General features: G+C 61.0%; 17 protein-coding genes. 11 read left to right on the plus strand and 6 right to left on the minus strand.

What is annotated here, in order from left to right; all coding sequences use genetic code 11:
• Positions 1-7: 7 nt before the first annotated feature.
• The 6 genes from tssE to tssK form a co-directional block, all read right to left on the minus strand.
• A complete protein-coding gene (gene tssE, locus LXE91_RS29335; RefSeq protein ID WP_039344823.1) occupies positions 8-430 on the minus strand; it encodes a type VI secretion system baseplate subunit TssE in 423 nt (140 codons plus the stop codon).
• Positions 427-3,135: a type VI secretion system ATPase TssH gene (tssH, locus tag LXE91_RS29340; protein WP_039344820.1), complete on the minus strand. Its 2,709-nt coding sequence runs from the start codon at positions 3,133-3,135 to the stop codon at positions 427-429. Before tssH ends, tssE begins: the two co-directional genes overlap by 4 nt.
• A gap of 94 nt (positions 3,136-3,229) precedes the next feature.
• The gene (locus LXE91_RS29345; RefSeq protein ID WP_006750272.1) at positions 3,230-3,715 is read right to left on the minus strand and encodes an Hcp family type VI secretion system effector; all 486 of its coding nucleotides are present in this window, start codon (positions 3,713-3,715) and stop codon (positions 3,230-3,232) included.
• Between the two features lie 94 nt (positions 3,716-3,809).
• Complete coding sequence (locus tag LXE91_RS29350; protein ID WP_039344813.1) at positions 3,810-5,573, minus strand: OmpA family protein; 1,764 nt, start codon at positions 5,571-5,573, stop codon at positions 3,810-3,812.
• Complete coding sequence (locus LXE91_RS29355; RefSeq protein ID WP_039344811.1) at positions 5,570-6,325, minus strand: DotU family type IV/VI secretion system protein; 756 nt, start codon at positions 6,323-6,325, stop codon at positions 5,570-5,572. Before LXE91_RS29355 ends, LXE91_RS29350 begins: the two co-directional genes overlap by 4 nt.
• Positions 6,325-7,674 (minus strand): type VI secretion system baseplate subunit TssK, encoded by a 1,350-nt coding sequence (gene tssK / locus LXE91_RS29360; protein ID WP_039344808.1) that lies wholly within the window; start codon positions 7,672-7,674, stop codon positions 6,325-6,327. Before tssK ends, LXE91_RS29355 begins: the two co-directional genes overlap by 1 nt.
• Positions 7,675-8,251: 577 nt before the next feature.
• Here tssK and tssB point away from each other — a divergent pair.
• From tssB to tssF, 11 genes are all read left to right on the plus strand, one after another.
• Positions 8,252-8,764: a type VI secretion system contractile sheath small subunit gene (tssB, locus tag LXE91_RS29365; protein WP_034185094.1), complete on the plus strand. Its 513-nt coding sequence runs from the start codon at positions 8,252-8,254 to the stop codon at positions 8,762-8,764.
• Positions 8,765-8,837: 73 nt separating this feature from the next.
• Positions 8,838-10,388, plus strand: a complete 1,551-nt coding sequence (tssC, locus tag LXE91_RS29370; protein ID WP_039344803.1) for a type VI secretion system contractile sheath large subunit — start codon at positions 8,838-8,840, stop codon at positions 10,386-10,388.
• Positions 10,389-10,467: 79 nt separating this feature from the next.
• Positions 10,468-12,945 carry a type VI secretion system Vgr family protein gene (locus LXE91_RS29375; protein WP_039344800.1) on the plus strand — a complete coding sequence of 826 codons (2,478 nt, stop codon included), beginning with the start codon at positions 10,468-10,470 and terminating at the stop codon, positions 12,943-12,945.
• The gene (locus tag LXE91_RS29380) at positions 12,938-15,352 is read left to right on the plus strand and encodes a hypothetical protein (protein ID WP_135370723.1); all 2,415 of its coding nucleotides are present in this window, start codon (positions 12,938-12,940) and stop codon (positions 15,350-15,352) included. Before LXE91_RS29375 ends, LXE91_RS29380 begins: the two co-directional genes overlap by 8 nt.
• A 2-nt stretch (positions 15,353-15,354) precedes the next feature.
• Complete coding sequence (locus LXE91_RS29385) at positions 15,355-16,416, plus strand: formylglycine-generating enzyme family protein (RefSeq protein WP_157644937.1); 1,062 nt, start codon at positions 15,355-15,357, stop codon at positions 16,414-16,416.
• A gap of 99 nt (positions 16,417-16,515) precedes the next feature.
• Positions 16,516-17,226 (plus strand): hypothetical protein, encoded by a 711-nt coding sequence (locus LXE91_RS29390; RefSeq protein ID WP_135370722.1) that lies wholly within the window; start codon positions 16,516-16,518, stop codon positions 17,224-17,226.
• Positions 17,227-17,269: 43 nt separating this feature from the next.
• Positions 17,270-17,539, plus strand: coding sequence for a PAAR domain-containing protein (locus LXE91_RS29395; RefSeq protein ID WP_225935973.1), 270 nt, complete (start codon positions 17,270-17,272; stop codon positions 17,537-17,539).
• A 153-nt stretch (positions 17,540-17,692) separates the two neighbouring features.
• On the plus strand, positions 17,693-18,727 hold the full coding sequence (locus tag LXE91_RS29400) for a hypothetical protein (protein ID WP_046196677.1): 1,035 nt from the start codon (positions 17,693-17,695) through the stop codon (positions 18,725-18,727).
• Entirely contained in the window at positions 18,724-22,506 is a 3,783-nt protein-coding gene (locus tag LXE91_RS29405; RefSeq protein ID WP_223274274.1) for an ImcF-related family protein, read from the plus strand. Before LXE91_RS29400 ends, LXE91_RS29405 begins: the two co-directional genes overlap by 4 nt.
• 8 nt (positions 22,507-22,514) lie before the next feature.
• Positions 22,515-24,098, plus strand: coding sequence for a type VI secretion system protein TssA (gene tssA / locus LXE91_RS29410; protein WP_039344791.1), 1,584 nt, complete (start codon positions 22,515-22,517; stop codon positions 24,096-24,098).
• A gap of 9 nt (positions 24,099-24,107) precedes the next feature.
• The gene (gene tssF, locus LXE91_RS29415; RefSeq protein WP_039344789.1) at positions 24,108-25,922 is read left to right on the plus strand and encodes a type VI secretion system baseplate subunit TssF; all 1,815 of its coding nucleotides are present in this window, start codon (positions 24,108-24,110) and stop codon (positions 25,920-25,922) included.
• Positions 25,923-25,936: the final 14 nt, after the last annotated feature.

Raw genomic sequence — 25,936 nt, forward strand, 5'->3', positions numbered from 1 at the left:
CGCGTGATCATGAGCGGGCGACGTACCGTTCGATGCGCAGGCGCCCGGGCGGCTCGAAGTAGGTGCCGAAACGGACGAGGCCGGCGTTCTTCAAATGGCAGGTCATTTCGAAGCTGACCAGGATGCCGGGATCGCGGTTGTCGACGATCCCGATGTCGATCGCGCGAATGCGCGGCTCGTACGTCAGCAGCGTCGCCTCCATCTGCTGCTTGAGCAAATGCGACGACGCGGGGAGTGCCTTGTAGATGTTTGTCAGGTCGGGCAGGCCATAGTCGGGCAGGTGCTTGAGCGCGCCTGCCCGCGTATTGAGAATGCGGCGCACGTTTTGCTGCACGCTCAGACATTCGAGCGTCCGGTCGTCGTATGCGCCGATCGGCGCGCCGCCGATCTGGCCAAGCAGCATGTCGTAGAGGGAGGGGCCGGCGGTCATCGGTGGCTCCATTGCTCGGTGCCGTCGTCGCTCGCCGTCGGTGCATCGACGAAGTCGATCGTCAACTCGCCTGCGGCCGTCGCGGACAACGCGATCTGCCGTGGCGTGATGGCCGATGCCATCCGCGCCAGTAATTCACGAGACACGGCGGGCAGCACGCGCTGGTTCAGGAACGCGTCGACACTGCGTGCGCCGGACTCCCGCGACACGCAGTGCTGCGCGATCGATTCGACAAGATCGTCCGCATACGCCAGTGTCACGGCGTGTTGCCAATGCAGGCGTTCGGCGATCTTGTCCAGTTTGATTCGCACGATCGACGCGAGCGCCGCAGCATCGAGCGGTCGATAGACGAGCGTCTGGAAGCGCGCGAGCAGCGCCGGCTGGAAATGCGCGACGAGTTGCGGATGAATGGCCTCACGCAACGCGGCTTGTGCGATCGAGGCGTCCTCGGCTGTCGCGTCGTCGATCTGCGTACTGCCGAGATTGGACGTCATCACGATCACGCAGTTGCGGAAATCGATCTCGCGCCCCTCGCCGTCGCGCATCGTGCCCCGGTCGAATACCTGATAGAAGATGTCGAGTACATCGCGATGCGCTTTCTCGACTTCATCCAGCAGCACGACGCTGTATGGACGCTGGCGCACTGCTTCAGTAAGTACGCCGCCGCGCCCGTAGCCGACGTAGCCGGGCGGCGAGCCCTTGAGTTGCGATACCGTGTGCGCTTCCTGATACTCGGACAGGTTGATGGTCGTCAGCGCGGCCTCGCCGCCGAACAGCAGATCGGCGAGCGCCAGCGCGGTCTCGGTCTTGCCGACGCCGGATGGCCCGGCCAGCAGGAAGACGCCGAGCGGCGCACGTTCGCTCTTCAGGCCCGCCTTGGCCGTGCGCAGGCTTTCGGCCAACGCGCCGATCGCCTCATCCTGTCCGACCACGCGTGTGGCGAGCGTCGCTTCGAGCGCGAGCAGGCTGCGCAATTCGTCCTCGACGAGATTGCCGACCGGCACGCCCGTCCATTCGGCGACGACTCGCGCGATGGATTGCGCATCGACGTCGGCAGAGATCATGGGTGCTTTGCCCTGAGCGGTCGACAACGCGTCGAGCGCGTTGGAAATGGCTGCCGGGTCGGGCGCCTGATCGGTTGCGCCACGGAGGGCGCGCAAGTTGCCGACGAGTTCTTGTTCCCGCGTGTACTGGCCGAGCAGCGCATCGGCGGTGCCGCGCATGTCTTCGTGTTCCCTGTCGATCGCGGTGCGCCGTTCGGCGATGTCGACGATCCCGGCGCCGACGTCCGCATCGAGTGCGGCGCGCTCCAGTTCGAGCGCCTCCAGTGCAGCGCGCGCCTGCTGCAGTTCCACAGGCGGTACGTCGAGCGCCATCCTCACGCGCGCGGCGGCCGTATCGATCAGGTCGACGGCCTTGTCCGGCAGTTGCCGGGCTGGAATGTAGCGGCGCGACAGCCGCACGGCCGCGACGATCGCCTCGTCGCGAATGTGGACATCGTGATGCTTCGCGTAGCGGCTCGCGAGCCCGCGCAGCATCAGGCAGGCAGCTTCATCATCGGGTTCGTCGACCTTGATGAGCTGGAAGCGCCGCTCGAGCGCGGCATCGCGTTCGAAGTATTCCTTGTATTCGGCCCAGGTGGTGGCCGCGATCGTGCGCAACTCGCCGCGTGCGAGCGCCGGCTTGAGCAGGTTGGCCGCGTCGGCGCCGCCTACCGCGTTGCCCGCGCCGATCAGCGTATGCGCTTCGTCGATGAACAGCAGAATCGGCGTCGTCGAAGCGCGCACCTCGTCGATCACGTTCTTCAGCCGTTGCTCGAATTCGCCTTTCACGCCTGCCCCGGCCTGCAGCAAGCCGAGATCGAGCGTCAGGATGCGTGTGTCACGGATCGTTTCCGGCACGCTGCCGTCGACCACGCGCAACGCGAGCCCTTCGACGAGCGCGGTCTTGCCGACACCCGGCTCGCCGACCAGGATCGGGTTGTTCTTGCGGCGGCGCGCGAGCACGTCGATCATCTGCCGGATCTCGCGGTCGCGTCCGAAGACGGGGTCGATCTCGCCACGACGCGCCTTTTCGGTCAGGTCGAGTGCGAAGCGGGCGAGCGCATCATGCTCGATCGCGCGCGCGCGCGGGTGTGGTGCGGCGGGGGCTGACGTCGTCGCTCCTTCGGTGCTCAACCTGTCGACCGGGTCGGTTTCGTGCGTCGATACGGGTTCGTCCGCTGCGTTTTCGCAAGACCGTCGTCCGAGCCGGGGCAGCACGCGCCGGATCTGCACGCTGGAGATCGACAGCAGCGGCCACGCCCGCTGGGTGCGCAGCGAGTGTGGCGCATCGACGATGGCCTGCAGCAGATGCCCGGAGCGAATGCTGCCGTCGGGATCGTCGGCCATTGCATGCGCCCACGCATCCTCGATCACGGTGGCGAGCTGTCGCGACAGCGACGGCATGCCGCGCAACGTGCGTGGCATGCGGTCGATCACGTCGATCATGGCATCCCAGACGGCATCGATGTCGAGGTCGTAGTGGCGCAGAAGGGCGGGAATGTCGCCGTCGTCCGCTTCAATCAGCTTCAGCACCCAGTGTTCGACCGCGATTTCGTCCGCGAGCCTCGTTTGGCAAAGGCTGGCGGCGGCCTCGAGTGCGCGGGTGCAGTGGGGGTTGAGGCGACGAAGGAGATGGGAAGCGTCCCGGAGCGGCGGCGTCATGTCGGTAACGGGTCAGGAAGGGAAGAGGGCGGGCGCCCGGAGCGGCGGGATCGCGCCGCGCAAGCGCGGCGGATGCCGCCAGCCGTTCAGTCCATCAGGAACGTTCGTTCCAGGTGTCCTTGTGGATGATGTTGCCGTCCTTGTACGACCAGGTGATCGTCTCGTAACGCAGTTCCACGTCTTCGAGATGGTTGTGCTTCTCGTAGTCGGGGTTCTTGATGTCGAGCATTTTCGGCTTCACCGCGACGATCTTCACGTTGTCGAGCTTGGTGTTGAAGTATTCCTTCTCCTTGCCCGCGTCGTCGATGCGGTACCACTTGATCTCGACCGACTTCAGCGTCTGGCCGCTCGTCACGGCCTTGTATAGATACGGCGTCGACGCGTCGGTTTCCTTCGTCAGCGTGATCGGTTTGTGCACGCGCGTGCCGGTCAGCTTGCCCGTATTGCCATCGGTCGGGATATGCACGCCGTGATCGAACGCAACCAGTTCGACGCTGCCCTCGCGATCCTGGACGGTCACCGAACCCTTGATGTCCGCGCCACCGTCGTCCTTGAGCCACATGTAGGCCGGAATTGCCATTTGTTCACTCCTTCTTCTTCGTACTACGAATCGCCGGAACCGGATTCCGGCGCTGACAATCCCGGGGCGGTTGCCCCGGGAACCCAAACGCGTATTACCTGGCGGCGCCGGTCGGGACGGCCGACACCTGTGTATCGGGCACGAGCGTGATTTCGACCCGACGATTCTTTGCACGCCCCTCCGGTGTGGCGTTATCCGCGACCGGTCGCGTATCGCCATAGCCCTGGATCGCGAACTGTGTCGGTGGGATGCCGGATGCCTCGACAAGCCAGTCGCGCACGGCCGACGCACGATCGATCGACAGCTTCAGATTGCGATCGGGCCGGCCCTGATCGTCCGCATAGCCGGCGACGAGCACGCGCTTGCCGGGATGGGCGTTGATCAGTGTGAGCGCATCGACCATCGCGCGCGTGGTGCCCGTCTTGAGCTGCGCTTTGCCACTGTCGAACAGCGACATGCTGTCCAGCGTGACGACGGCGGGCGGCGGTGGGGGCGGTGCGTACGAGGCGATCGCTTCGTTGAGAACCGGCAGCAACGGTGCGCCACGATAGGTGCCGAACGACAGCCGGAGCGGAACGCCGACACGCGCGTACCGGTCGAGTTGATCGCGATCCGACGCAAGGACCCGGAGGGCGTCGCGTTTTGCCGCGTCCTGTGTGGCAGGGATACCGTTGTAGCGTTCGAGGTGTTCGCCGATCCGCGTCATCAACGCGTCGTTGTTCTTCGCGGCTCCGCAGATGGCGGCGATTGCCGCGCAGGCAACGATCGCAATGACGTGCGCGACAGCGGTGATGCGTGGCGATCGCCACGGTCGAGGCGGCATCGCGTCGATCAGCGGCTGCGGCAAGGGCCAGGGTAGCGGCGATGCAGGCAGTGCGGCCGGGGCGATACCCGTCAGGCTGCGCACTTCACGTTCCCACGGTTTGCCGGGACCCGTTGCCGGGCCATGGTCGATCCAGCCGACGCCGAACAATCGCCAGGGCGATGCGGGCTGGCGTCGGTCCGTCAGCGTGTCGAACACGATGCGTCGGGCCCATCCGACCATCGAAGCGATTCCGGCAGCGCGTGCCGCAACCGCCTGATTTCCATCGGCATGGAGGGCATCCGATTCGGCTGCGTCGATTGCGGCGTCGAAGCGGTGCAGATCGACGATTGCCGATCCCGTCGACATGCCATACCACCGGGCCTCCGGCATCGTCGCGGTATCCGCGTTCGAGAGTCGCTGATAGAGGGCGACGTAGCCTGGCAGCGACGTGCCGAGCATGCGAGACGCATCCGCAACGGCCTGACGGATCACGCGCAGCGACTGCGACAGCGTATCGTCGTTCGCATGAAGGCCAGGTGCGACTGACAGCACGACGCAATCGGGCGCATGGCCGTCGCGCCACTGGCGGACCGCAACGGCGAGCCGGGCGAGATCCTGAGGGTGATCGGCGCGCAACCAGATCGCACCGTCGCCGACATGGACGAAACGCGATCGTTCCGTATCGCGATCGAACAAGGCGGACAGGCCGTCGCCGGTAACGAGCGCGAGCGGCATTCTCGTGCGCAGTGCGACGGGCAGATCGGCGGTTGCTGCGCCGAGTTGCGCGATGACGTGCACGTTTCGTTCGCGAGCACGCGACAATCTGCGCGCATGCAGCCAGAGGATCAGCACGGAGAGCGCGACGACGATCGCAACCCATCCCCACATGACGCCGCGGTCGACGGGCAGGACCCAGCCGATGACGGCCAGCGCCAGTGCTGTCGACAGGGTCACGACCGTGCGCAGCGGATAGCCGAGACCTGACAGGGCCGCGCGTGCCGCATCGGAATCGGTGCGGGTCGCCGCTGAGGGGAGCGCAGTGTCCGAAGTCACGGCCGTTTCACTTTCTGGACGAGTTGTGCCAGTTCCGCATCGAGGATGCGATCCCACGCGAACCAGACGAGTATCGCGATCACGCAGACTGTTCCCGCGATCACCCATGGCGACAGGCTCCTGAGGCGATCAATCAGTCGCGTGTTCGAGCGATCGTTGACGAAGCCCGGCCGCGTGGCCGGCCGCAACCGATCGATCTGCGCCACGAGCGCGGCGATCAAGGACTGTCGCTTCGTCTCGCCGTCGTGGGTGTTCGCCGACGAGCCCGAACGGGCGGCGTGGCAGCCGCGGAAACCCAGGCCCAGAATGGCCGCATAGCATTCGAGCAAGTCGACGTTCGGTGCGGGTTCGCGCATCCGGTACTCGAGCCGTTCGTAAATGCGCGTGCCTGCGTCGTGCGTGCCGAATCGGTCGACCTGCAACGGCCGGGACTCCCATTCCGACTTGCTGGCGGCCGGCAGATTTCGCAGTGCGGCTTCGTCGATCAGCCCGCACTGGGCGAGGACGGCATCGTCCCGTACGTCGGCGGCAACCCCTTGCGCATCGAGCGTGGTCGAGAACTGCGCGACGAGCCGGAGACATTGCCGACGCAGGCTTTCATGGCTGTCGACCTGACCGCCGTTCGACAGGTGAGCGACGAGTAGCGCCGTATCGCGCAGCAGCGCACGCATGGGCGCTTGGGACGAGTGACCGGACGACGGTTCCCGCGCGAGCAGCGCGGATTCGTGACGCGTGGAGACGATGGTGTTCATCAGCGCAGCACCGCATAGAGTTCGATTGACGCGTCGGGAACCGACGCCGGCAGATAGATCTGGCAGGCGCGCGCGGCGAGCATCCTCGCATGCGCGGCATCGTGCGCATCGAGTGCGAAATAGTGGTTGTCCAGCCGGACCGGAATGGCGCCGGGCACCCGCTGCACAGCCTTGAGCGGAATTCCCGCTACGGCGGAATTGACGATGTGTTCGACGTCGTCCGGTGCGCCGATCTTGCACAGGCGCGGGAACTGTTCGACGAGCTCGAATGCCGGCAGTGCAACGTTGACGGACAGATACCAATCAGCCGCGCCCTCGGCGATGCGCTCGTCGAGGAACTGCCCGACCCAGGTGGTCGGTGTCGTATGTGAAAGCCCGATCGAGACGACACGCGAAGGGATGATCGCGTCGAGCAGATCGCGAATCAGCGATTCGAGCGTCGTGAACACGTCATGGGCGCTCGCATGATCGTAGGGGGGAATATCAGTCAGCGAGACGCGCGTCGAGAACGTGGTCAGCGAGCCGGCCAATTGGGTGAGTACCTGGTACAGGCGATCGGTCGGCTGCCCCGGGTGCGACGCGAGGAAGCGCAATTGCGGCCAGGCCTGATGAATGCAGTTCAGGAGCCAGAAGAGCTGGACGTCGGCGACACCGTACTCGGCCACCTGCTCGATGCGCTCTCTGCGGCGCGCACCGAGGATCGCGCTTTTGGCGGCGAGGATATCGGCGATCCGTTGGACGCGCTCGATATGCAGCGCGTGACCGGATAACGTCAGGCAAGGCGGGACATATCGGCGATCGACCTGGAACTGCCCGCTCGTCGTCCGTATCAGTCGTGCGATCGCGCATGCCGTGTCGTCCGCGTGCGACTCGAAGCCGAACAGCAACCGGACGGCGTGGCGCTCGGCGGCGATTTCGGTTTCGCTTGCGCCGTTCAGGTCTGTCACCTTGACGAATTCGCGATACGTGCGCCGCGGGCGGGCCAGCGCCGTTTCGTCGAAGCGGCAGTTGTTGCCGTTCGCATCGGGCAGTGCGAGCGCGGCCAGCACGTCGATGGTTTGGGCATCGACAGGAATTTCGCTGGCCAGGTCGCGCGCGGGCGGCAACGCATCGGCGACGGTCGTGTCGATCGGCGTGCCGTCGGGGAAACGCAATTGCAGCCGGGTGAGCTTCAGGCGACCGGCGGCCAATGCCTCTTCGTCGACGTCGACGTTCAGCGTTCCCCATGGCGCAACGGCGATCGTCGAAGCCAGTTGTTGCAGCGCGAACCCGTTCCAGCGTTCCTGCTGCTGGAAATGCTGCTGCGTAAGAATCAGCCCTTCATGCCAGAGCGGCTTTTCGATCCGCATGGTGTGGTCGATAACGATATAGGAATTATGAGGCGCCGATTCTATACATCGTTTCGTGATTTCGTATACCCCATTTTATTTGAATGTGTTGGAAAGTGTGTCTATTAAATTGAGATAGAGGGGGATTTGTTGCGAGATTTTTCGGGTGCGGGAAGGTTGCGGGAGGTGGAGCGATCGGCGCGATTTTTTATTGGGATTTATGTTTACTTGGTATGTAATTATTTATGATTGAAATCAAGTGTTTGCGTGAATTTTGTGAGTTTGTTTGATAGTGTTCGGTCGATGGTGATCGGGTGGTAGGGTAGGTGGTTTGCGAGTGTGGAGAAATCTGACTCGTCTTATTCGTTAAAGTCTCCGTGTCGTTAATTTTCGAATTTCAGTGTTTAGGGTTTACTCGTCGATAAAGAGCGTGATATTTTCTGCCGCCTGAGTCGGATATCGGGCCGCGAATATCCGACTCGGTCGTTCGTCGATGCACGTTGCGGGGTTCGGCATGGGGCGGTGCGGACGACGGAGCATCCGTGGTCGTGGGTGCGTGTCGCGGAGTCTTCAAGCTTCCTGAGATAAGGAGAACGAATTGGATAGCTTTCAGCGAGAGATCCCGAAGAGCCGGGTGTCGATCACCCTCGATCTGCATACGGGCGGGGCGCAGAAGAAGGTCGAGCTGCCCCTGAAGCTGCTGGTGGCTGGCGACTTCAGCGCCGGGCGCGAACAGGCGCCGCTGGCCGAGCGCAAGAAGGTCAACATCGACAAGAACAACTTCGATGCGGTGCTGGCCGACTACGCGCCGGATCTCAAGATCGCCGCGGACAACACGCTGGCCGGCGATGGGTCGGAGCTGCCCGTCAACCTGTCGTTCCGGTCGATCAAGGATTTCGAGCCCGAGCAGGTGGCGCGCCAGATTCCCGAACTGCAGGCGCTTCTCGCGATGCGCAATCTGCTGCGCGACCTGAAATCGAATCTGCTCGACAACGGCACGTTCCGCCGCGAGTTCGAGAAGGTGCTGAAGGACGACCGCCTGTCCGCGAAGCTGCGCGGCGAGCTCGCGCAGATCGCGACCGCCGCGACGCAGCCGGAAGGGCATGCGTGAACGCAGCTGGGCAAAACGCGCATTCAGCGCATTCCGCAACATCGTAGCGATTCGATCGCAGACAGGACCCGAGATGAAATCCACTGAAACCCAGCAGAGCGGCGCGACCGAGACCGTCGTGCTGGACGCCCCGCACGGGGATATCGACAGCGTCTACGCGTCGCTGTGCAGCAAGATCAACCTGAAGCCCGTCAGCGAGGCACGTCCGCTCGAGGCGTTCCGCGACAACGACATGCTGTCCGAGGCGTCGGCCGACGAGCGGATCGCGCGCGGGATGGGCGCGTTCCTCGAACTCGTTGCGAAGGCGAGCCAGCCGGTGGACCGACTGGACAAATCGCTGCTCGACTTTCATATCGGCCAGATCGATCGCCAGATCAGCCGCCAGCTCGACGCCGTGATGCATACGTCGGAATTCCAGGCGCTCGAAGCGCGCTGGCGCGGCCTGAAGATGCTTGTGAGCCGCACCGATTTCCGCAAGAACGCGCGCATCGAAGTGCTGGACGTGTCGAAGGACGCGCTGCAGCGCGACTTCGAGGATACGCCGGAGCTGATCCAGAGCGGCCTGTACCGCCTGACGTACATCGAGGAATACGACACGCCGGGCGGCCAGCCGATCAGCGCGATGATCAGCGACTTCGAGTTCGCGAATTCGCCGATGGACGTCGCGCTGCTGCGCAACATTTCGAAGGTGGCCGCTGCCGCGCACATGCCGTTCATCGGCTCGGTCGGGCCGGCGTTCTTCGGCAAACAGTCAATGGAGGAAGTGGCCGCGATCCAGGATATCGGCAACTACTTCGATCGCGCCGAGTACATCAAGTGGAAGAGCTTCCGCGATACCGACGATGCGCGTTACGTCGGCCTGACGATGCCGCGCGTGCTCGGCCGTCTGCCGTACGGCAAGGACACGGCGCCGGTGCGGGCGTTCAACTACGAGGAGGCCGTCAAGGGCCCCGATCACGACAAGTACCTGTGGATGAATGCGTCGTTCGCGTTCGCGGCCAACATGGTGCGCAGCTTCGTGAGCAACGGCTGGTGCGTGCAGATTCGCGGGCCGCAGGCAGGCGGCAAGGTCGAGGATCTGCCGGTCCACCTGTACGACCTCGGCACCGGCTACCAACCGAAGATCCCGACCGAAGTGCTGATCCCGGAAACGCGCGAGTTCGAGTTCGCGAATCTCGGTTTCATTCCGTTGTCGTTCTACAAGAACCACGACTTTGCGTGCTTCTTCTCGGCGAACTCGGCGCAGAAGCCGGCGCTGTACGAGACCAGGGAAGCGACCGCGAACAGCCGCATCAATGCACGGCTGCCGTACATCTTCCTGCTCTCACGTATCGCGCACTACCTGAAGCTGATCCAGCGCGAGAACATCGGCACGACCAAGGATCGTCGTCTGCTCGAGCTCGAACTGAACAACTGGATCAAGGGGCTCGTGACCGAGATGAAGGATCCGGGCGACGAGCTGCAGGCGTCGCATCCGCTGCGCGAGGCGAAGGTCACGGTCGAGGATATCGAGGACAACCCGGGCTTCTTCCGGATCAAGCTGTTCATCGTGCCGCACTTCCAGGTCGAAGGGATGGATATCGGGCTGTCGCTCGTGTCGCAGATGCCGAAGGCCAAGAACTGATCTGACGTTTGATCGCGAGCCGCCGGGGTGACGATGGTTGCCCCGGCGGTGTCGTGTGGTTGCGCAACCGAGAGAGTCGATGTCGATGATTTTGCCTACGCAGGCTTATGAATTGAAGCTGGCGCCGCATCCGGCGCCTTTCTCGATCCTGAAGTTCACCGGGATGGACCGCGTGAGCCAGCTTTATCGATACGAGATCGAATTCACAAGCCCGGCGGCGGGGATTCCGATGGACCAGGTGCTGGGGCGGCCGGCAAAGTTCATTGCTGATCCGGTCGATCCGGACATGAATTACCTGCGGAAGATGTTCGGAGAGAATGCGGCGCAGTTCAGTGCAAAACCGATGGCCTATACGGTTCACGGTGTCATCACGCAGTTCGGCGAGCTTGAGACGTCGGCGGACGAGACGCGCTACCGGGTCGTGCTGGAACCGACGCTGGCGGATCTCGATCGTGGCGTGACCAGCCGGCTGTTTCAGAAGCAGTCGGTCGAGGAGATCGTGACCGACACGCTGCGGCATTACGGGTATCGCGCGGGTGTCGATTTTCAGTTTCAGTTGCGTGGGCAGTACAAGCGTCGGGAGTACGTGACGCAGTATCACGAGACGACGTTCGCCTTCATTCAGCGCATTTGTGCGGAAGAGGGGATCTGGTTTCGCTGGGAGCAGAAGAAGGATCGCGCGGTGGTCGTGTTCGGCGACGATCTGGATGCGTATGCGCGCAAGCAGCGCACGGTGCCATATCGGCGTGACTCGGGGCTCGAAAGTGTTGGCGCCGATGCGATCAAGGCGCTCGGGCGAGAGATGAAGCGTGTGCCGGAGGCCGTGCGGTTGCATGACTACAACCATCGGCAGGCCGGGGTATCGCTGCTGGTCGAGGAAAACACGGCGCGCGACGACAAGACGACGAATGCCGTCGATTACCACTGGGGCGAGCATTACGAGACGCCCGAAGAGGGGAAGCGGGTTGCTCGGTTGAGGCATGAAGCGTATCTGGCCGAGCAGATTACATTCAAGGGGACGGGCAATCCGTTCTGGCTCGAAGCGGGCGAGGTGATGCGGGTCGAGCCCAATCCGGTCGACGCGAAGCACGGGGTTTTCGTTACGTTGGTCGAGTCGCACGGCGGGCGGAACGAGTCGTACCAGTTGTCGTTCGAGGGGATTCCGTCGGATCGTGTGTGGCGCACGTCGGTGGCTTCGGTTTCGCGGCCGGTGGTCGACGGGATTCTGCCGGCGCGGATTACGTCGCCGGGCAACTACAAGTATGCGTATCTGACCGAACAGGGCTGGTACGTGATCAAGCTGCCGTTCGATCTCGATGAATGGAGCCCGGGTGGGACGAGCCGGCCGGTGCGGTTTGCGAAGCCCTATAGCGGTGACAACTACGGGCATCACTTTCCGTTGATTGATGGGGCGGAGGTGGCCATTGTCTTTACCGACGGCCATCCAGACAGGCCCGTGATGATTGGGGCCATGCATGACAGCCTGCATCCGGACCTCGTCAACAACCTGAACCATACCCGCAACATTGTTCGCACCGCAGCCCAGAACGAAATGCGGATGGAGGACAAGGAAGGCGTCGAGCACATTCATCTGACGACGCCGTTCCAGACCAGCGAGCTCAACCTTGGCCACATGGTCGACGAGAACCGCAAGGAACGTGGGCAGGGAGCAGAACTGCGCTCGGACGGTCCAGTTGCGGTGCGAGGTAAGGGTGTATTTATAACGGCGAAGGTCCAAAGTGCCGCAGATGGAAAACAACTCGCCATGGATGATGGCGTGTCGCAACTGCAAGGCGCACATCAGCTCACTCAGTCGCTTGCCTCCGCAGCGGATGCCGCAGGTGCCATCACGGCCGACGTTTCCGAACAACAAACGACCAGTGCTGAGCTGAAAGATCTCAATTCACCCGCAGTATTCGTCACTGCTCCGGCGGCCATCGGTCTCGCGACAAACAGTGGCATACAGTTGGCCGCGCGAAACAGCATAGCGGCAACAGCTGGCAAAGATCTTTCGGTCAGCATACTCAGACGCCTGACTGCTGCTGTTGGGGAGTCGATTTCGCTCTTTGCTCAGAAGCTCGGCATCAAACTCGTTGCCAATCGCGGTCCGGTGGACATTCAGGCACAAAACGACGCTATGTCTTTGCTCTCCAAAGGGGACATGACGATATCAAGCGTCGGCGGAACCACGAAAATCCAGTCCGGGCAGGCGATTGTTCTCGAGTCCGGTGGCGCATTTATCCGCATAGCCGACGGAAATGTCACGATTGGCGGGCCCGGTGATCTTATCCTCAAGGTGATCACCATGCAGAAACAGGGCGCGTCGTCTCTCAGCGATTCGATTCCTACGCCCCCGGGTCCAAGCAGTCTCTACGACGAGCAGTTTACGTTGGTCGATAAGAATACCGGCAAGATCATGCCGCACACGCCTTATAAAATCGAGTCGGCCTCCGGTGAAATGATCGAAGGTGTTAGTGATGAATTGGGGCGGACTGTTCGCGTAGCTTCGGCCAAAGCCGAGGGTCTCAAAATCTTCAAGGGAGGAATTGATGAGTAACGGAGAAACCTCCACTCAGCAGCCAATTGGCGAAGCTAAAACAAATAGCACGAATGTTGGAAGTAGTACTGTTAGACAGGAGATTCCTGGTGAAGCCCTCGCCTATTTGCATACGGGCTCGGGTGAGATTGTCATTGTGCCTCCAGAGCAGAGTGGTGAATTGCTGACGGAAGCGCGGCTGCTCAATGATGCGGTTGCGCAGTTTCATTCGGCGAACCTTGCGGTGCAAACACTCGATGAGTACCGGCGGCAGAATTATAACAATCCGAAAGAGCGTGCGAAGGCAGATAGCGCACTTGGAAAAGCTCTCGAATGGCAGGATCAGGCGTATCAGAACTATCACCAGATATTCATGGGGCTCGAACCGCTCCCCGCCGATGATAAAACTTCGAATCAGGAAGGAAGCAAGGGTGCTGAAAACAACACTGGAGAAAAGAAAAAGGAGGATTCGCTAAAACTCAACGGCACGGCCAAGAAGTTGACTGAGCTAGTGTCGTTGAAGGGGCTGAGCGCGGAAGAGCGGGCAAAGAAGAAGGAAGATGACAAGAAGGGCAAGATGGCGGATGGCACGTATACGAAGAAGTTGCTGGAAGCCAAATCGGTTGATCGTCTCAAGGAAATTGCGAAATACCCCAAGACCCCGACAGAGAAGATCATCTACGTTCGTCGTGACAAGATCCAATGGCCGAAAATGAAGGTCATGGAGAATAATGGGTGGAAAGACGTTCAAGTTACCGATCCGAAATCTGGCAAGACCACGATTGACCGGAAGAAGTTGCGAACGTACGTAGCCGACAAGGCTGTAAAGTCAGGTGTTTCCTGGCTCAAGAAGAAATTCAAGGAAAATCTCGAATACAGCAACAGCGATACGATCGATTGCAGCGTATTCAAAGTCGTCGACAGCTGGAACAAGCTGCTTCAGACGGAACAGCAAGCCCAGCTTGACAACGGTCCACTCCCGGTGGGCATCGATCTTGGTGCAAACGCGCAGTTGATGCGCTATTCGTACGGTGTCAGCCTGGATCCCGATCTTGAGTTTTCGACGAAAAAGATCTCCGTGCGAGCCGAAGGGCACGCTGAGGTCAACGCAGCCAAGGGCGAGGCCAAGATCACACTCTACTTCCCACGCAAGGAGGGGTGGGTGTGGACGCGCACGGGTAAGAATGGTGAGTCGCAAGATATTGTCGCCATTGTTTGCCAGGTCACGGCCAGCGCCAGTGCAGTTGTTGGGGCTAGCATTGCGTGTGAATTGTCGATTCAGACGAGCGCTAATGAAGTTACAGCGACGCCCCCAAAGCTTAAAGGGAAGCCCGGAAAGAAGGGGTACAAGGCACGCCGGCAGAACCGCATGGAATTGAAGAAGGGTGACGAGATCAATCCAGTTGGTCTGGACGCGGGAGCAAGCGTGTTCGCGGGCGCGAAAGCCGACGCTCAGATCGAGGGTGGATTGCAGTGGCGGGATCCTGGAGACCAGAAAAAGCATAATTTTGCGACGATCGCTAGTATCGCACCTGCAGTCGGCGGCATGGCAGGTCTGGCGGGCGGACTGAAGCTGGCGATCGAGTACGTGCGCGGTATGTTTCGCGTGACCGCGCACGCTAGTCTGTGCTTCGGACTGGGGGCAGAGGGAGTTTTAACTTTCTCGGTCAGCAAGGACGAAATTGAGAATTTCTGCAAATGCATTTTCTATAAAATAGCTTACGCAAAATTCGAAAACATTGGGATATTTATTCGTGGTTCATTCAATGTCCTGAATAACATGAAACTTCTTGCTGCACTTGATGGCAGCAATTCGGTTCTTGCATACTATGGACGGGATGCGGTCGAGCTAGGTGGAGACGCGGAGACGCGTCTTGCGTCCGCGTCTGCAAAGCAGCTCCTGGCGGCATCAGCGCCCGACGTATTAGCCTATGCCCTACCTGAGGCCAAAGGTGCCTTGATCTGTCAGATGTGCAAGGTGCAGTTGGCGTCGGAGAATCCATCTGCAGTGAGCGATGCACAACAAGGTATCCTGAATGTAATACGAACCGCTGTAACGCCAGCAGACGCTGCCAACATCATCCAGCATGCAACAAAGGACGGAAGTAAAGGAGTAGAAGAAGTTATCAGGACAGCACTAGAAAGCTTCTTCAAGCTTGGCGCAGCTGGAAGTGGCGCATCCCGATCAGATATGGCTTTCAATAGCGATACTTCGTCCACCAATGCGCTCGACAGCATCGCACTTTCGGGAGATTTCAACGGGTGGTACGACACCTTTACTTCTGGATTGGTATCTGAGTTGCCTCGAGGATTCCCCATTGCAATGGCGGGGACACCGGCCTATGAGGTGTTGAGATTGCGCGAAGGAAGCGATCATCCTCTCTACACGTCAGAGGGATGGAATGCGTTTTACCAAGACGAGGCGTGACTATGAAATTCCCATCTTTCTTGCTGATGGTCGTTGCGGCGGCGCTTCCTGTAGTGGTGTCAGGTGAAGAGCCGGCGCAGCCACCCAAGATACCTCGCATCTCGGCAGATCCTTCAGCGGAGGCAGTACTCAAATTGCCACGCAAAGTACAACCTGAAGCCTTGCATGAGCAGCTAGCAGGCTTGAAGGACGGTACGATGGATGAACGCATCGGCAAACTCAAGGCCAAGGTTGTGGGCGATCTTGTCTTCATGCAAGGCGGCCCATTCATGATGGGCGACTTTGGTCCGCTGTGGTCTCCCGGTGGCACGAATTACACGATTGAGAAGGACAACAAGCCAGCGCACAAGGTGATGCTAACGTCGTTCAGTATCAGTCGGTACAAGACCACCTATGCTGAGTACGACGTATACCTCGATGCCACGAATCAGCCGCACGAGGAACGCAAGGTGTTGCCGTATCGTAATGCGTTTGTTCCTGCGGGGATGACCTGGTTTCAGGCGAAGAATTATTGCCAGTGGCTTGGCAAGCAGGCCGGAGTACCGTTTGATTTGCCGACCGAGGCGCAATGGGAATATGCAGCCCGTAGCCGGGGACAGTTCTTCGTCTTTGGAACTGACAACGGGAATCTGGATTTCGGCAGAAACATCGATGCTTATGAGGAGCTGAAGCTGATTAGACCACTCTCGGACAATGCGGACACGCGGGGTAACCATCGGCAGGTGTGGAACTATCCGGTTGGGATGTTCCCGCCCAGCCCGATGGGCCTGTATGACTTGAACACGGACGGCTGGGAATGGACGGGGGACTGGTATGCAGAGGATTACTACAAGCAAAGCCCTGAAGTAGACCCGCTTGGACCTTCTGCCGGCGTGTGGAAGGTGGCAAGATCGACCGAGATTGGCGAAGGGCCAAGTGGTATGGTCAATATGATGCGCTATCCAAAAGATCCCAATGCGAGGCTGGAGTTCCCTTCCGGTAGACCGCGATTGATGTTTGATCCAGTCGCTTACGGCGTTCGATGCGCAGTCAATCTTGATCATCCGGTGGCGAAGCAAAATTAGTGAGATGCCGGGTGTCAACGGCTCGACTGCGGAACTCGCAGATTTCCTGACGATGCGTTCAATTTTTCATATTTTTCGCAGATTATTCCCGGCATTCCTATGGCCCGACAAGAACAAACTTCAGGCGATCGCCACGTTCGGCCGCACAACCTCCCCGGATATATCCGGCCCGCTTGTGCGCTGGTGCTAACACTAGCCTGGACCATTGTCGCCTGTGCACAAGTCAATAAGGGAAAGGAAGAACTCGAACAATTTCTCGGAAAGGTTGGGGACCTTCCTGCTTGTGCACACGCCAGCCAAGAGAGTCCTTTTCGCGAGGGAATCTATTTCCCTAACCATCTGGCGACTCCGGCGCAGCAAAAGGAGGGTCTGAGGAGCGGACAGTTGGTAGGTCTTGATCCGCCGCCCTACATCGAAATTGCGGCAGATCGATTGGCTTGCCCTGGGCGCCTTGAAGTTCGCACCATGTTTGCGAATTTCGCTCCGAATCCGGACCTGCCTCTGTTTCCGGCCATCCAGATTCCATGTTTCACGGAGAAAGGGCTGCGAGTACGAGTTCGCGGAAACGTGAAGAGCACATGCGATGAAACGCTAGAGGATGAAAGAAAAGTAACGCTTTTTTTTGTACAGAAGCAGAATCCTCTTCGACTGGAGTGTGACGGGTGTGAGTCTATCGGATTGCCGAAAAGGTGGATTTATGTTGGGAAGCGCAAGGCATTTCCGGATGACATGTCTGCCCTAAAGGCGCTGTATGAATACTTTGGCGTTCCAAAAATTGAAGATAATAAAGAGTCTGGATCGAACAAATAAACACGTAGCTTCATCCAGGAAATTGACGTTTGCATCTCGAGGTATGCTGATGAAAGGTCTTGTATTTGAAGGTGACCCCACCGATCACGACGGCTACGTCATGACTGCCACGTCGACGATCATCGAAGGTGGAAAGCGCGCGGCGCTTGTCGGCGATCTGGTCTACTGCCCGCGCGACGCACATGGCGTCAACCCGATTGTCGAAGGCGATCCGACCATGATGGATAACGGGAAATATCTCGTGACCGACCTGAGCCGGGCGGCATGCGGATGTCGGATCTTCGCACGCCACACGACATTGCTCGCGGGCTGACCGATGCCGTGGCCAATACCTGAGCTCCCGTCGTCTGAACCGCCCAAATCCATCGACTGGCGGATATGGTCGCTGATTTTCGTGGCGGTCTTCGGTCTTGGCTCGGCAACAGTCGTTCTTCTTTGGCCGCAAGGTCGAACAACACACACGGTGATGTTCTGGATGCTGGTGATTGGCGTGCCGTTGTGCCTGTTCGCCGTCATGTTCGGCGCGAAGCTGAACGACTGGGAGCAACGTCAACTCGAACACGAAGAGCGTATACGTGAAAACGCGCGACTGATGTCACTTTGGCACGAATGGGCAAATCGGGGTGTGTTCGCAGTTAGTGCAACCTGCTTGCCTGGTGGTGTGGATAGCACCCAAGAATGGGAAAAGCCGGACTATCTGCTGCCAGTCAATCTGGGCCGTGTCCACCCACTGGAGTGGTTGAAATCGATCGCCGCTGAAAAGCGGCGCGAGACGATCATTGCCTTGATTGCCGATCGTTTTTCAGCGCAGCTATCGACCTTTCGAAGTCTGCATGTCTCGCTGCTACTGGATGAGAAGTCCGTAGAGGAAAAAGCCGAATGGGAGGCAACTGTTCGCAGTACGCTCGCTGCATATCCTATTGAGCTTTCGGTCGACTGCCGCCCGGCTTCGGAAGGGCTCTCATCGCTATCAAACTCGATCGACCAGCATGAAGTGCCTGCAACGCTGATTCTCGCTGGCCAGTTCTGGACAGCTGGCACCAATCCCGGCTACAGCGAGGGCGTTGCAGGAATCCTGCTGCGCTCAACGAAGCCTGCTGCTCGATCGCACGACAAGAACGAGTTCAGTGGCTGTCGACTTTTGCGACCGATCTTGTCGGAGGCCGACGAGGTCGGCCCGGATCTGCACTCTGTTACGCAGTTCCAGGTTGTATCCAACGGAGTCAGCGGTGCGTGGCTCAGCACGCTTGATAATGAGGCAGCCTCCAATCTGCGCTTGGGAATCAGCAATTGTTCTCCGACGAAACGGGCGGCAATACGCGATATGGATGGTGCGCTGGGTATTCCAGGGCCGGCAAGCCCTTGGCTGACGCTTGCTATCGCGATCGAAATGAGTTTGCGAAGCCGGAAACCGCAACTCGTCGCAATTCTTGACGGCGCGAGCAAGCGTTCGGTGTTGTGCATGCTTCTGCCGGAAATGGCAAAGGATCAATCGAAGTGAAGAACAAGTACGCGTGGGGCCGGTGGCTTGCCCTACTGGGGATCGGGGTTGCGGCTACGCTGCTTGTCTATCTCACGGTAGACGAAGCCCAACTCGTGAAGTGGTTCAGTCGCTACGGTCGCTTTCTCGTAGGCGCAGTGCTCGTATCCTTGATCGTGCTCGCCATTGTGCTCCCGCGGAGAAAGCAGGTTCGCCTTGACCTGCAGCTTGCATCGAAAGAACGGGGCCTAGAGCCTCCCAAGCCAGAGGGAAAGCCGGAACACCGTGAGTCTCGGGACGCACGGACTCGCGCGATTGCTCTGCGAGACGTTCTTGTTGACCGCCACGGCTGGTGCTGGCGCTACCGTGACCGCTGGGTGCTCGTTGCCGGCGACACCCCCCTCGTCAAGCGTCTCGCCCCCGAACTGGCCGAGATCGGATACGTCGTTTTCGGTAACACGGTCGTATTGCATGCAAACCAGATCTGCGACCAGTTGGACACCGAATGGCTCGATCGAGTCCGCCGCCTGCGACGCCGTCGCCCGGTTGACGCCATCGTGGCGGTAACCCGTAACCGTAGTGCCACGAATACCGCATTCGATACCGACGAGCTCGCGACACGCCTTGCGCGCCATGCACGCACGCTACGCTGGGCTGCGCCTGCTTATCTTCTGAACGCCACGGATTTTGGTAGCGAGTGGCAGGATCCAGACGAAGCCATTGGCTTGACGTGGGCCAATACGCGGATGAATGAAGAGACGATCGATGCATCGCTGCGAAGCCTCGTCGACAACCTCGCGGATGCGGGTGTTGTGCGTCTCGCGGCGGATGCCCGTGATCGTTATCCTGCGGAACTGTCTCAGCATGTTTCGAGGCTGCACGATGCACTATCGAATCTGATACAGCAAGCCACTGAATCCCGCGTCTGGCGGCATGCGGTCCACGGTCTGATGTTTGCGCCGCTGTTCAAGGAGCGTGACTTAACGCCACCGGGTTCCGATCCTGAGAACGACGACGATACGCCCGGCAATCCTCAACACCGAACCATCTGGCAAACCATCGCCGACCACAGCCGCAAGGTTCACGGTCGCCGCATCGGCTTTTCTTTGTCAACCACGACAGCCTGGATGACGACTGCCCTGATCGGCTGCTGGTTCGTCGGCACGATGCTGTCCGGTTTTGCCAATCGTGCAACGATCGGAAGCGCAACGGATACGGTCGCGAAGCTCACCGGGCCCCTAAACCCGACGCAGTCGCTGCAAACGCTTGTCGATTTCGACCGGCAAATGGACACGCTCGAAATCCATCAGCGCACCGGTGCGCCTTGGGCTACCCGTTTCGGCCTGAACCGCGACCACGCGCTACTCGGCGCCCTTTGGCCGTACTACACCGAAGCCGCACACCGCGTCCTCGTCGGCCCGATCCGCCAGAAGCTCGAAGCGAGACTGCATCAGCTCGCGTCCCTGTCCGACGCGGAAATCGCCAGCGGCGGCGACGCCCAGGTACAGGCCGCTTACGATACGCTCAAAACCTACATGATGCTGGCCAAACCCGAACGGGCGACATCTGCATTCCTGATACCGCAACTCGCTGCGACGTCGGCACCCGAACGCCCGACCAATTCCCAACTGTCGAAAGGCAACTGGGAGGACTTGCGTCAGCAAGCGATCACGTTCTTCGCGAATCACGTTGGCCGTGGCGCCGCATCCAGTCAAGTCGCGCCGGCGATTGTCCCCGATAACAACCTGATCGCGTCAACCCGCCAGACGATCATCGGTGTCCGAGGCATCCAGAACTCAGGAGACGCGATCTACCAGCAGATCATCGACGAAGCATCACCGAAATACCCGCCGCTCGCACTCGCGACGCTGCTCGGCGACGCGGCAACGCAATCCTCTGCAGGCAGCGCAACGAGCCGCGGCCTGTTCGGCACGACCGCGACCGTACCGGGCGTATTCACGCGCGCGGCGTGGGAAGAGCGAATCTCGAAGGCCATCGACGAAGCCGGCGAGCAACGTGATGTGGCAAGCGACTGGGTGCTTTCCGATACCAAGGTTGCCAACGCGTCACCCTCGACATTGAAAGCCGAACTGCGCCAGCGCTATTTCGACGACTTTGCGCGAGCATGGACGCTCTTCCTCAACAGCCTGCGCTGGCAACCCGCCCCGACGCTGTCGGCCACGGCCGACCAGTTGACGCTGCTGGGTGATCCGCAACGCTCGCCGCTCGTCGCGTTGATGAATGCGATCGCCTATCAGGCAGGTACGGGAGCCAACGCACAGTCGCTGTCCGATACGCTGATCAGCAAGGCGCAACAATTGGTCGGCACGGACGAAAAGGACCCGTCGAAGCAGGCAAAACCTCAGCTTGCACCGCTTGCCGCCGCGTTCGGCCCGATCCTGCGTTTGACCGGTAGCGATCTCGCTTCCGGAGCGCCATCCGGCGGCAAGGGGAACACACCGCCGGCCGCAACCGGCGACCTGAGCCTGGCACGCTATCTGGAGCGGATCACGGCGATGCGCCTGAAGACATCGCAGATCGTCTCCAGTCCGGACCCGGACGCGATCGCACGTCTGGCCGCGCAATCCGTGCTGCAGGGCAAGACGTCCGATATCGCCGACAGTCGCGATTACGCGAGTCGTGTCGCTGCGAGCCTCGGCGAACAATGGTCGGGCTTCGGCGCATTGTTCCGCGCGCCGTTCGATCAGTCGTGGCAGGTCATCGTGCAACCTGCCGCATCGAGCCTGAACGAAATCTGGCGCACCGCGATCCTCGCTGACTGGAACAAGACGTTCGGTGGGCGCTATCCGTTTGCGGATTCCGACAACGACGCATCGCTGCCCGAGATGGCGCGCTTCATGCGTCTGGATAGTGGCGTGATCGCGCAGTTCGTGACATCGCAACTGGCCGGTGTCGTCGAACGGCAGGGCGACCGGTGGGTCGCGTCGCAGGGAGCCGATTCCGGCGCACTGACGATCGATCCGGCGTTTCTCAACGGGTTGAACAAGCTCACGCGCACGTCGACGGTCCTGTTCCCGTCCGGTGACGCACGCGTGCGTTACGAACTGCGGGCCGAGCCGACGCCGGGCGTCACCGACATGAGATTCGTGCTGTCCGGCCGCGAACTGCATTACTTCAACCAGAAGCAGGAATGGACACCGTTCGAATGGCCGGGGCAGTCGCTCGAGAACCTGTCGCATATCGAATGGCAGACGGAGCAGGGCGGGATGCGCACCGCGCTCGATTCGCAGGGACGCTTCGGTCTAATCCGGCTGCTGGAGCGCGCGAAGGTCGCACAGCAGGATAACGCCCGCTATCTGCTGACCTGGACGCCCGACACGAGCCAGGGCATTCCGCTCAAGGTGCAATTACGCAGCGAATCCGGCGGCGGTCCGCTCGATGTTCTGCAGTTGCGGAATTTCACGTTGCCGACACGCGTTTTCGTGACGGGATCTCAGAACACGGGGCAGCGGGTTTCGACGATCGGCCTGCCGCCGTTGCCGGCGTCGGCGATCGCTGCTGCGAAGCATGCAGCTGTGCCATTGCCGCCGGGGCTTCCGGGCGGGCGCCCCTTGCCGGACGAGGCCATGCCGGCGACGACAGCGCAGGCATCCGGTCAACGCGCCACGCTCGAACTTGCTCAGGCGAAAACGCGAACCGCTGAACCTCGGTCGGCGAAACAGACGGCCGCGCCGAAGGCTGCGATATCGCCATTGGCGACCACGTCGGGACTTGCCGATTCCCCCTCCGGTCCGTTCGGGCATGCCCTCAGGCTGCTGGGCGACGCATTCGTTTTTTGAGGCCAGCCATGACGCTTGCCAAGTTTGTGAAGACACTCGTCGGCGGTTCCCTCATCGATTCGCTCCAGCAGGCACGGATGGATACCTGGGCCGCATGGGTTGCGCCGATACCGGGCGAGCGCGCATGTGGACGCGATCCCGGCTACGAAGACGCGTTCTTCGAGCTGAAGGACGAAGCCGGCAAACTGTCGGGAATCGATGACGGGCTGATCGTCCGCGCATGCGAACACCTGCTCAAGGAGACCGGCAAGGATTTACGCCTCGCCGGCTACTACGCGTTCGCACGTCTGCGACAGGACGGCCCGACCGGGTTCGCCGACGGGCTTGAACTGGCCGCTGCGCTCGTCGACCGGTTTGGCGAGACGGCTTTGCCTGCCCGTTACGAAGCAAAGAAAGCCGCGCTTGAAATGCTGGCGACTGCGCGCGTGATCGAGACGCTGGATAGTCGTGGCGACTTTGTGCAAGTCGATCTCGAGCGCACGTTGGCCGCGCTCGATGTGCTCGTGACGCATACGGCGGCGTGGCCCGATGCTGCCCGTCCGAATCTGCAGCCACTCGTTTCCCGCTTCGAGAAAAAGGAAGCGCCGGCACGCAGCATCGATTCCGGCATGGCTATGCCGGCAGCGACCGCTCCGGGAAAAACGTCGGCCGGTTCAATTGCGTCGACACGCGATTTGCTCGATCAGGCACGCGCGATGTCGGCGTGGCTCCGCGATCAGGAAAACGGCTACTTGCCTTCGGTACGCCTCGTGCGAAGCATTCGGTGGGACACGCTTCATGACGTGCCGCCGTCGGATGCGGCGTCACATACGCGTCTGGCGCCGCCACGCGCTGAGTTGCGTCAGCAGATGAAGCGCCTCGTGCTGCAGAAGCACTGGCACGAGTTGCTGGAGCGTGTCGAAGGGGCCTTCATGGAAGGCGTGAATCACTTGTGGTTCGATCTGCAGTACTTCCAGCACGCGGCGCTCGATCACATCGGTACGCCGTACAGCGCGTGGCGAGAATTGCTGCGTGCCGACTTTGCACTGTTTCTCGAACGATTGCCGGGCATCGAACGGCTGGCGTTCATCGACGGCACGCCGTTTGCCGACGACACCACACTCGAATGGATTGCCCGGCATGCGGTCGTACGTGATCTGGAAGCCGGCGAGACGGTTGCGCCGCTGCCAGTTTCCGCGGATAGCGAGAGCGATGCAGCCGGCGACTGGCCGGAGATCGAAGCCCAGGCGCGTGAACTGGCTGCCCGCGAGGGCATCGAGACGGCTTTTGCCTGGCTCGAAGCGTTGCCCGGCATGAAAACCGATCGACATCGCTATTTGCAGCGGCTTGTGATGGCCAGGTTGGCCGATCATGCCGGCCGCCACGATGCTGCGCTCGCCCTGCTCGCCGAACTCGACGGAGCGTCCCGCTCGCTGCCGCTGATGCGCTGGGAGCCGGCGCTGACGTTCGAGGTCAAGCAACAACTGGTCAAGGCGCTGAAAGCGATGAGCAGCCGCAAGGACGCCGACAAGCCGGCGCTTTTCCACCGTATCAGCGAGCTGCAGGCGGAGCTCACGGTACTCGATCCCGCGCGCGCATTGACCCTTTCGTAACGGATTCCCATGGACAACTACGATCCCATCCTGCGCTACTACGAAGCGGAAATGCGTTACCTGCGCGAGTCCGGCAAGGAATTCGCGAAGGCGCATCCTGACCGCGCGCGCCTGCTCAATCTCGACCGCGTCGGCGATCGCGATCCGTACGTAGAACGTCTTTTCGAGGGCTTTGCCTTCCTGACGGGGCGGCTTCGACAAAAACTCGACGACGAATTGCCTGAACTGACCGAAGGGCTCGTCAGCCTGCTGTGGCCGCACTATCTTCGGATGATTCCGTCGCTGTCGATCGTCGAGTTGACGCCGTTCGCGGAGAAACTGCAGAAGACGGAAGTCGTACCAGCCGGCGTGCCGGTGCGGTCCGCACCGATCAACGTGCCGTCGCCGGGCGGCGCGGAAGGCGTGACGCCGCGGACGGTGCAATGTCTGTACCGGACGACGCAGGCCGTTGCGCTGCAGCCCGTGTCGATCACGCATGCCGGGCCGGCGGTGCGCCACGACGGTCGCTCGGTGATCCGTCTCGGCTTCTCGCTGCAAGGGTCGGCGCTGCGCAGCGAAACGAACCTGTCGCGGCTTCAGTTGCATCTGAATGCGGATCTGCCGACCGCATTCGCGATGCATCTTGCGTTGACGCGGCAGGTCGATGCGATTTATTGGCGTGTCCCGGAAGTCCGCGACGGCGAACCGGTGGCGCTCACGGGCGTGACGATCGAGCCGGCGGGTTTTTCGACGGAAGAACGGCTGTGGCCCAAGGCCGATGCGGCGTTCTCCGGATATCAGCTGCTGCTCGAATACTTCACGTTCCGTGAGAAATTCCTGTTCGTCGATCTATGCGGACTGGATATCTCGACACTGCCCGAGAAATCGACTCGCTTCGAGCTGGAGATCCTCCTGAAGGGCGCGTATCCGTCGGACCAGCGTTTCAACGCGGAGAACGTGCGGTTGTTCTGTTCGCCGGTCATCAACCTGTTCGAACTGGATGCCGAGCCGATCGAGATCGACCATCACGAAACCGAATATCGCGTGGTGCCGGCCGGCCATCAGGGCGAGCACGTCGAAACGTATTCGGTCGACGCGATCGCGACGTTCGATCACGATACGGCCGAGCGATACGAATACGTGCCGTTCGCGACGTTCCGGCACCGCGGCGGCATGCTGCGGCACGAGGCACCGGAACGCTATTTCCACACGCGCGTGCGCTCGGGTGTATCGGGGCTGCACGAAATGTGGGTGATTATCGGCGGCCACGCGTGGGAAACGATGGACACGCTGCCCGAGGAAAGCCTGTCGCTGCGTGTGACGGGCACGAACGGGCTGCTGCCGCGCAAGGGGCTGCGCGAAGCGAGCCTCGACGAACTGGCGGCCAGCACGCCCAATGTCTCGGGCGTGCGCAATCTTGTATCGCCGACGTTACCGCTGTATCCGCCGACCGAAGATCGCTTCCAGTGGCGCGTGCTGTCGCATCTCGCGCCGAACTTCCTGTCGATGATGAACGCGGAGGTGCTGCGTGGCGCTTTGGCGCTGTACGACTGGACGAACGAGGAACTGAACCGGCGGCGGCTCGCCGGCATCCTGCATGTGTCGCAGGAAATGATCGAGGAGGTATCGGGAGGAGCGGTCGAACGCGGCGTGCTGATCGAGGTCACGCTCGATGCGCATGCGTTTTCCGGCGAAGGCGACGTGATGCTGTTCGGCGAGTTGTTGCACCGGTTCTTTGGTGCGTATGCCGAGATCAATCTGTTCACGACGCTGGCGATCGTCAGCCTGCCGTCGCGGTCGCGGACGGAGTGGCCGCGCAGCAAGGCTCAGAGGGCACCGCTATGAGTCTTTCGATCGAT

The sequence above is a fragment of the Burkholderia contaminans genome, from assembly GCF_029633825.1.
GTDB lineage: Bacteria > Pseudomonadota > Gammaproteobacteria > Burkholderiales > Burkholderiaceae > Burkholderia > Burkholderia contaminans.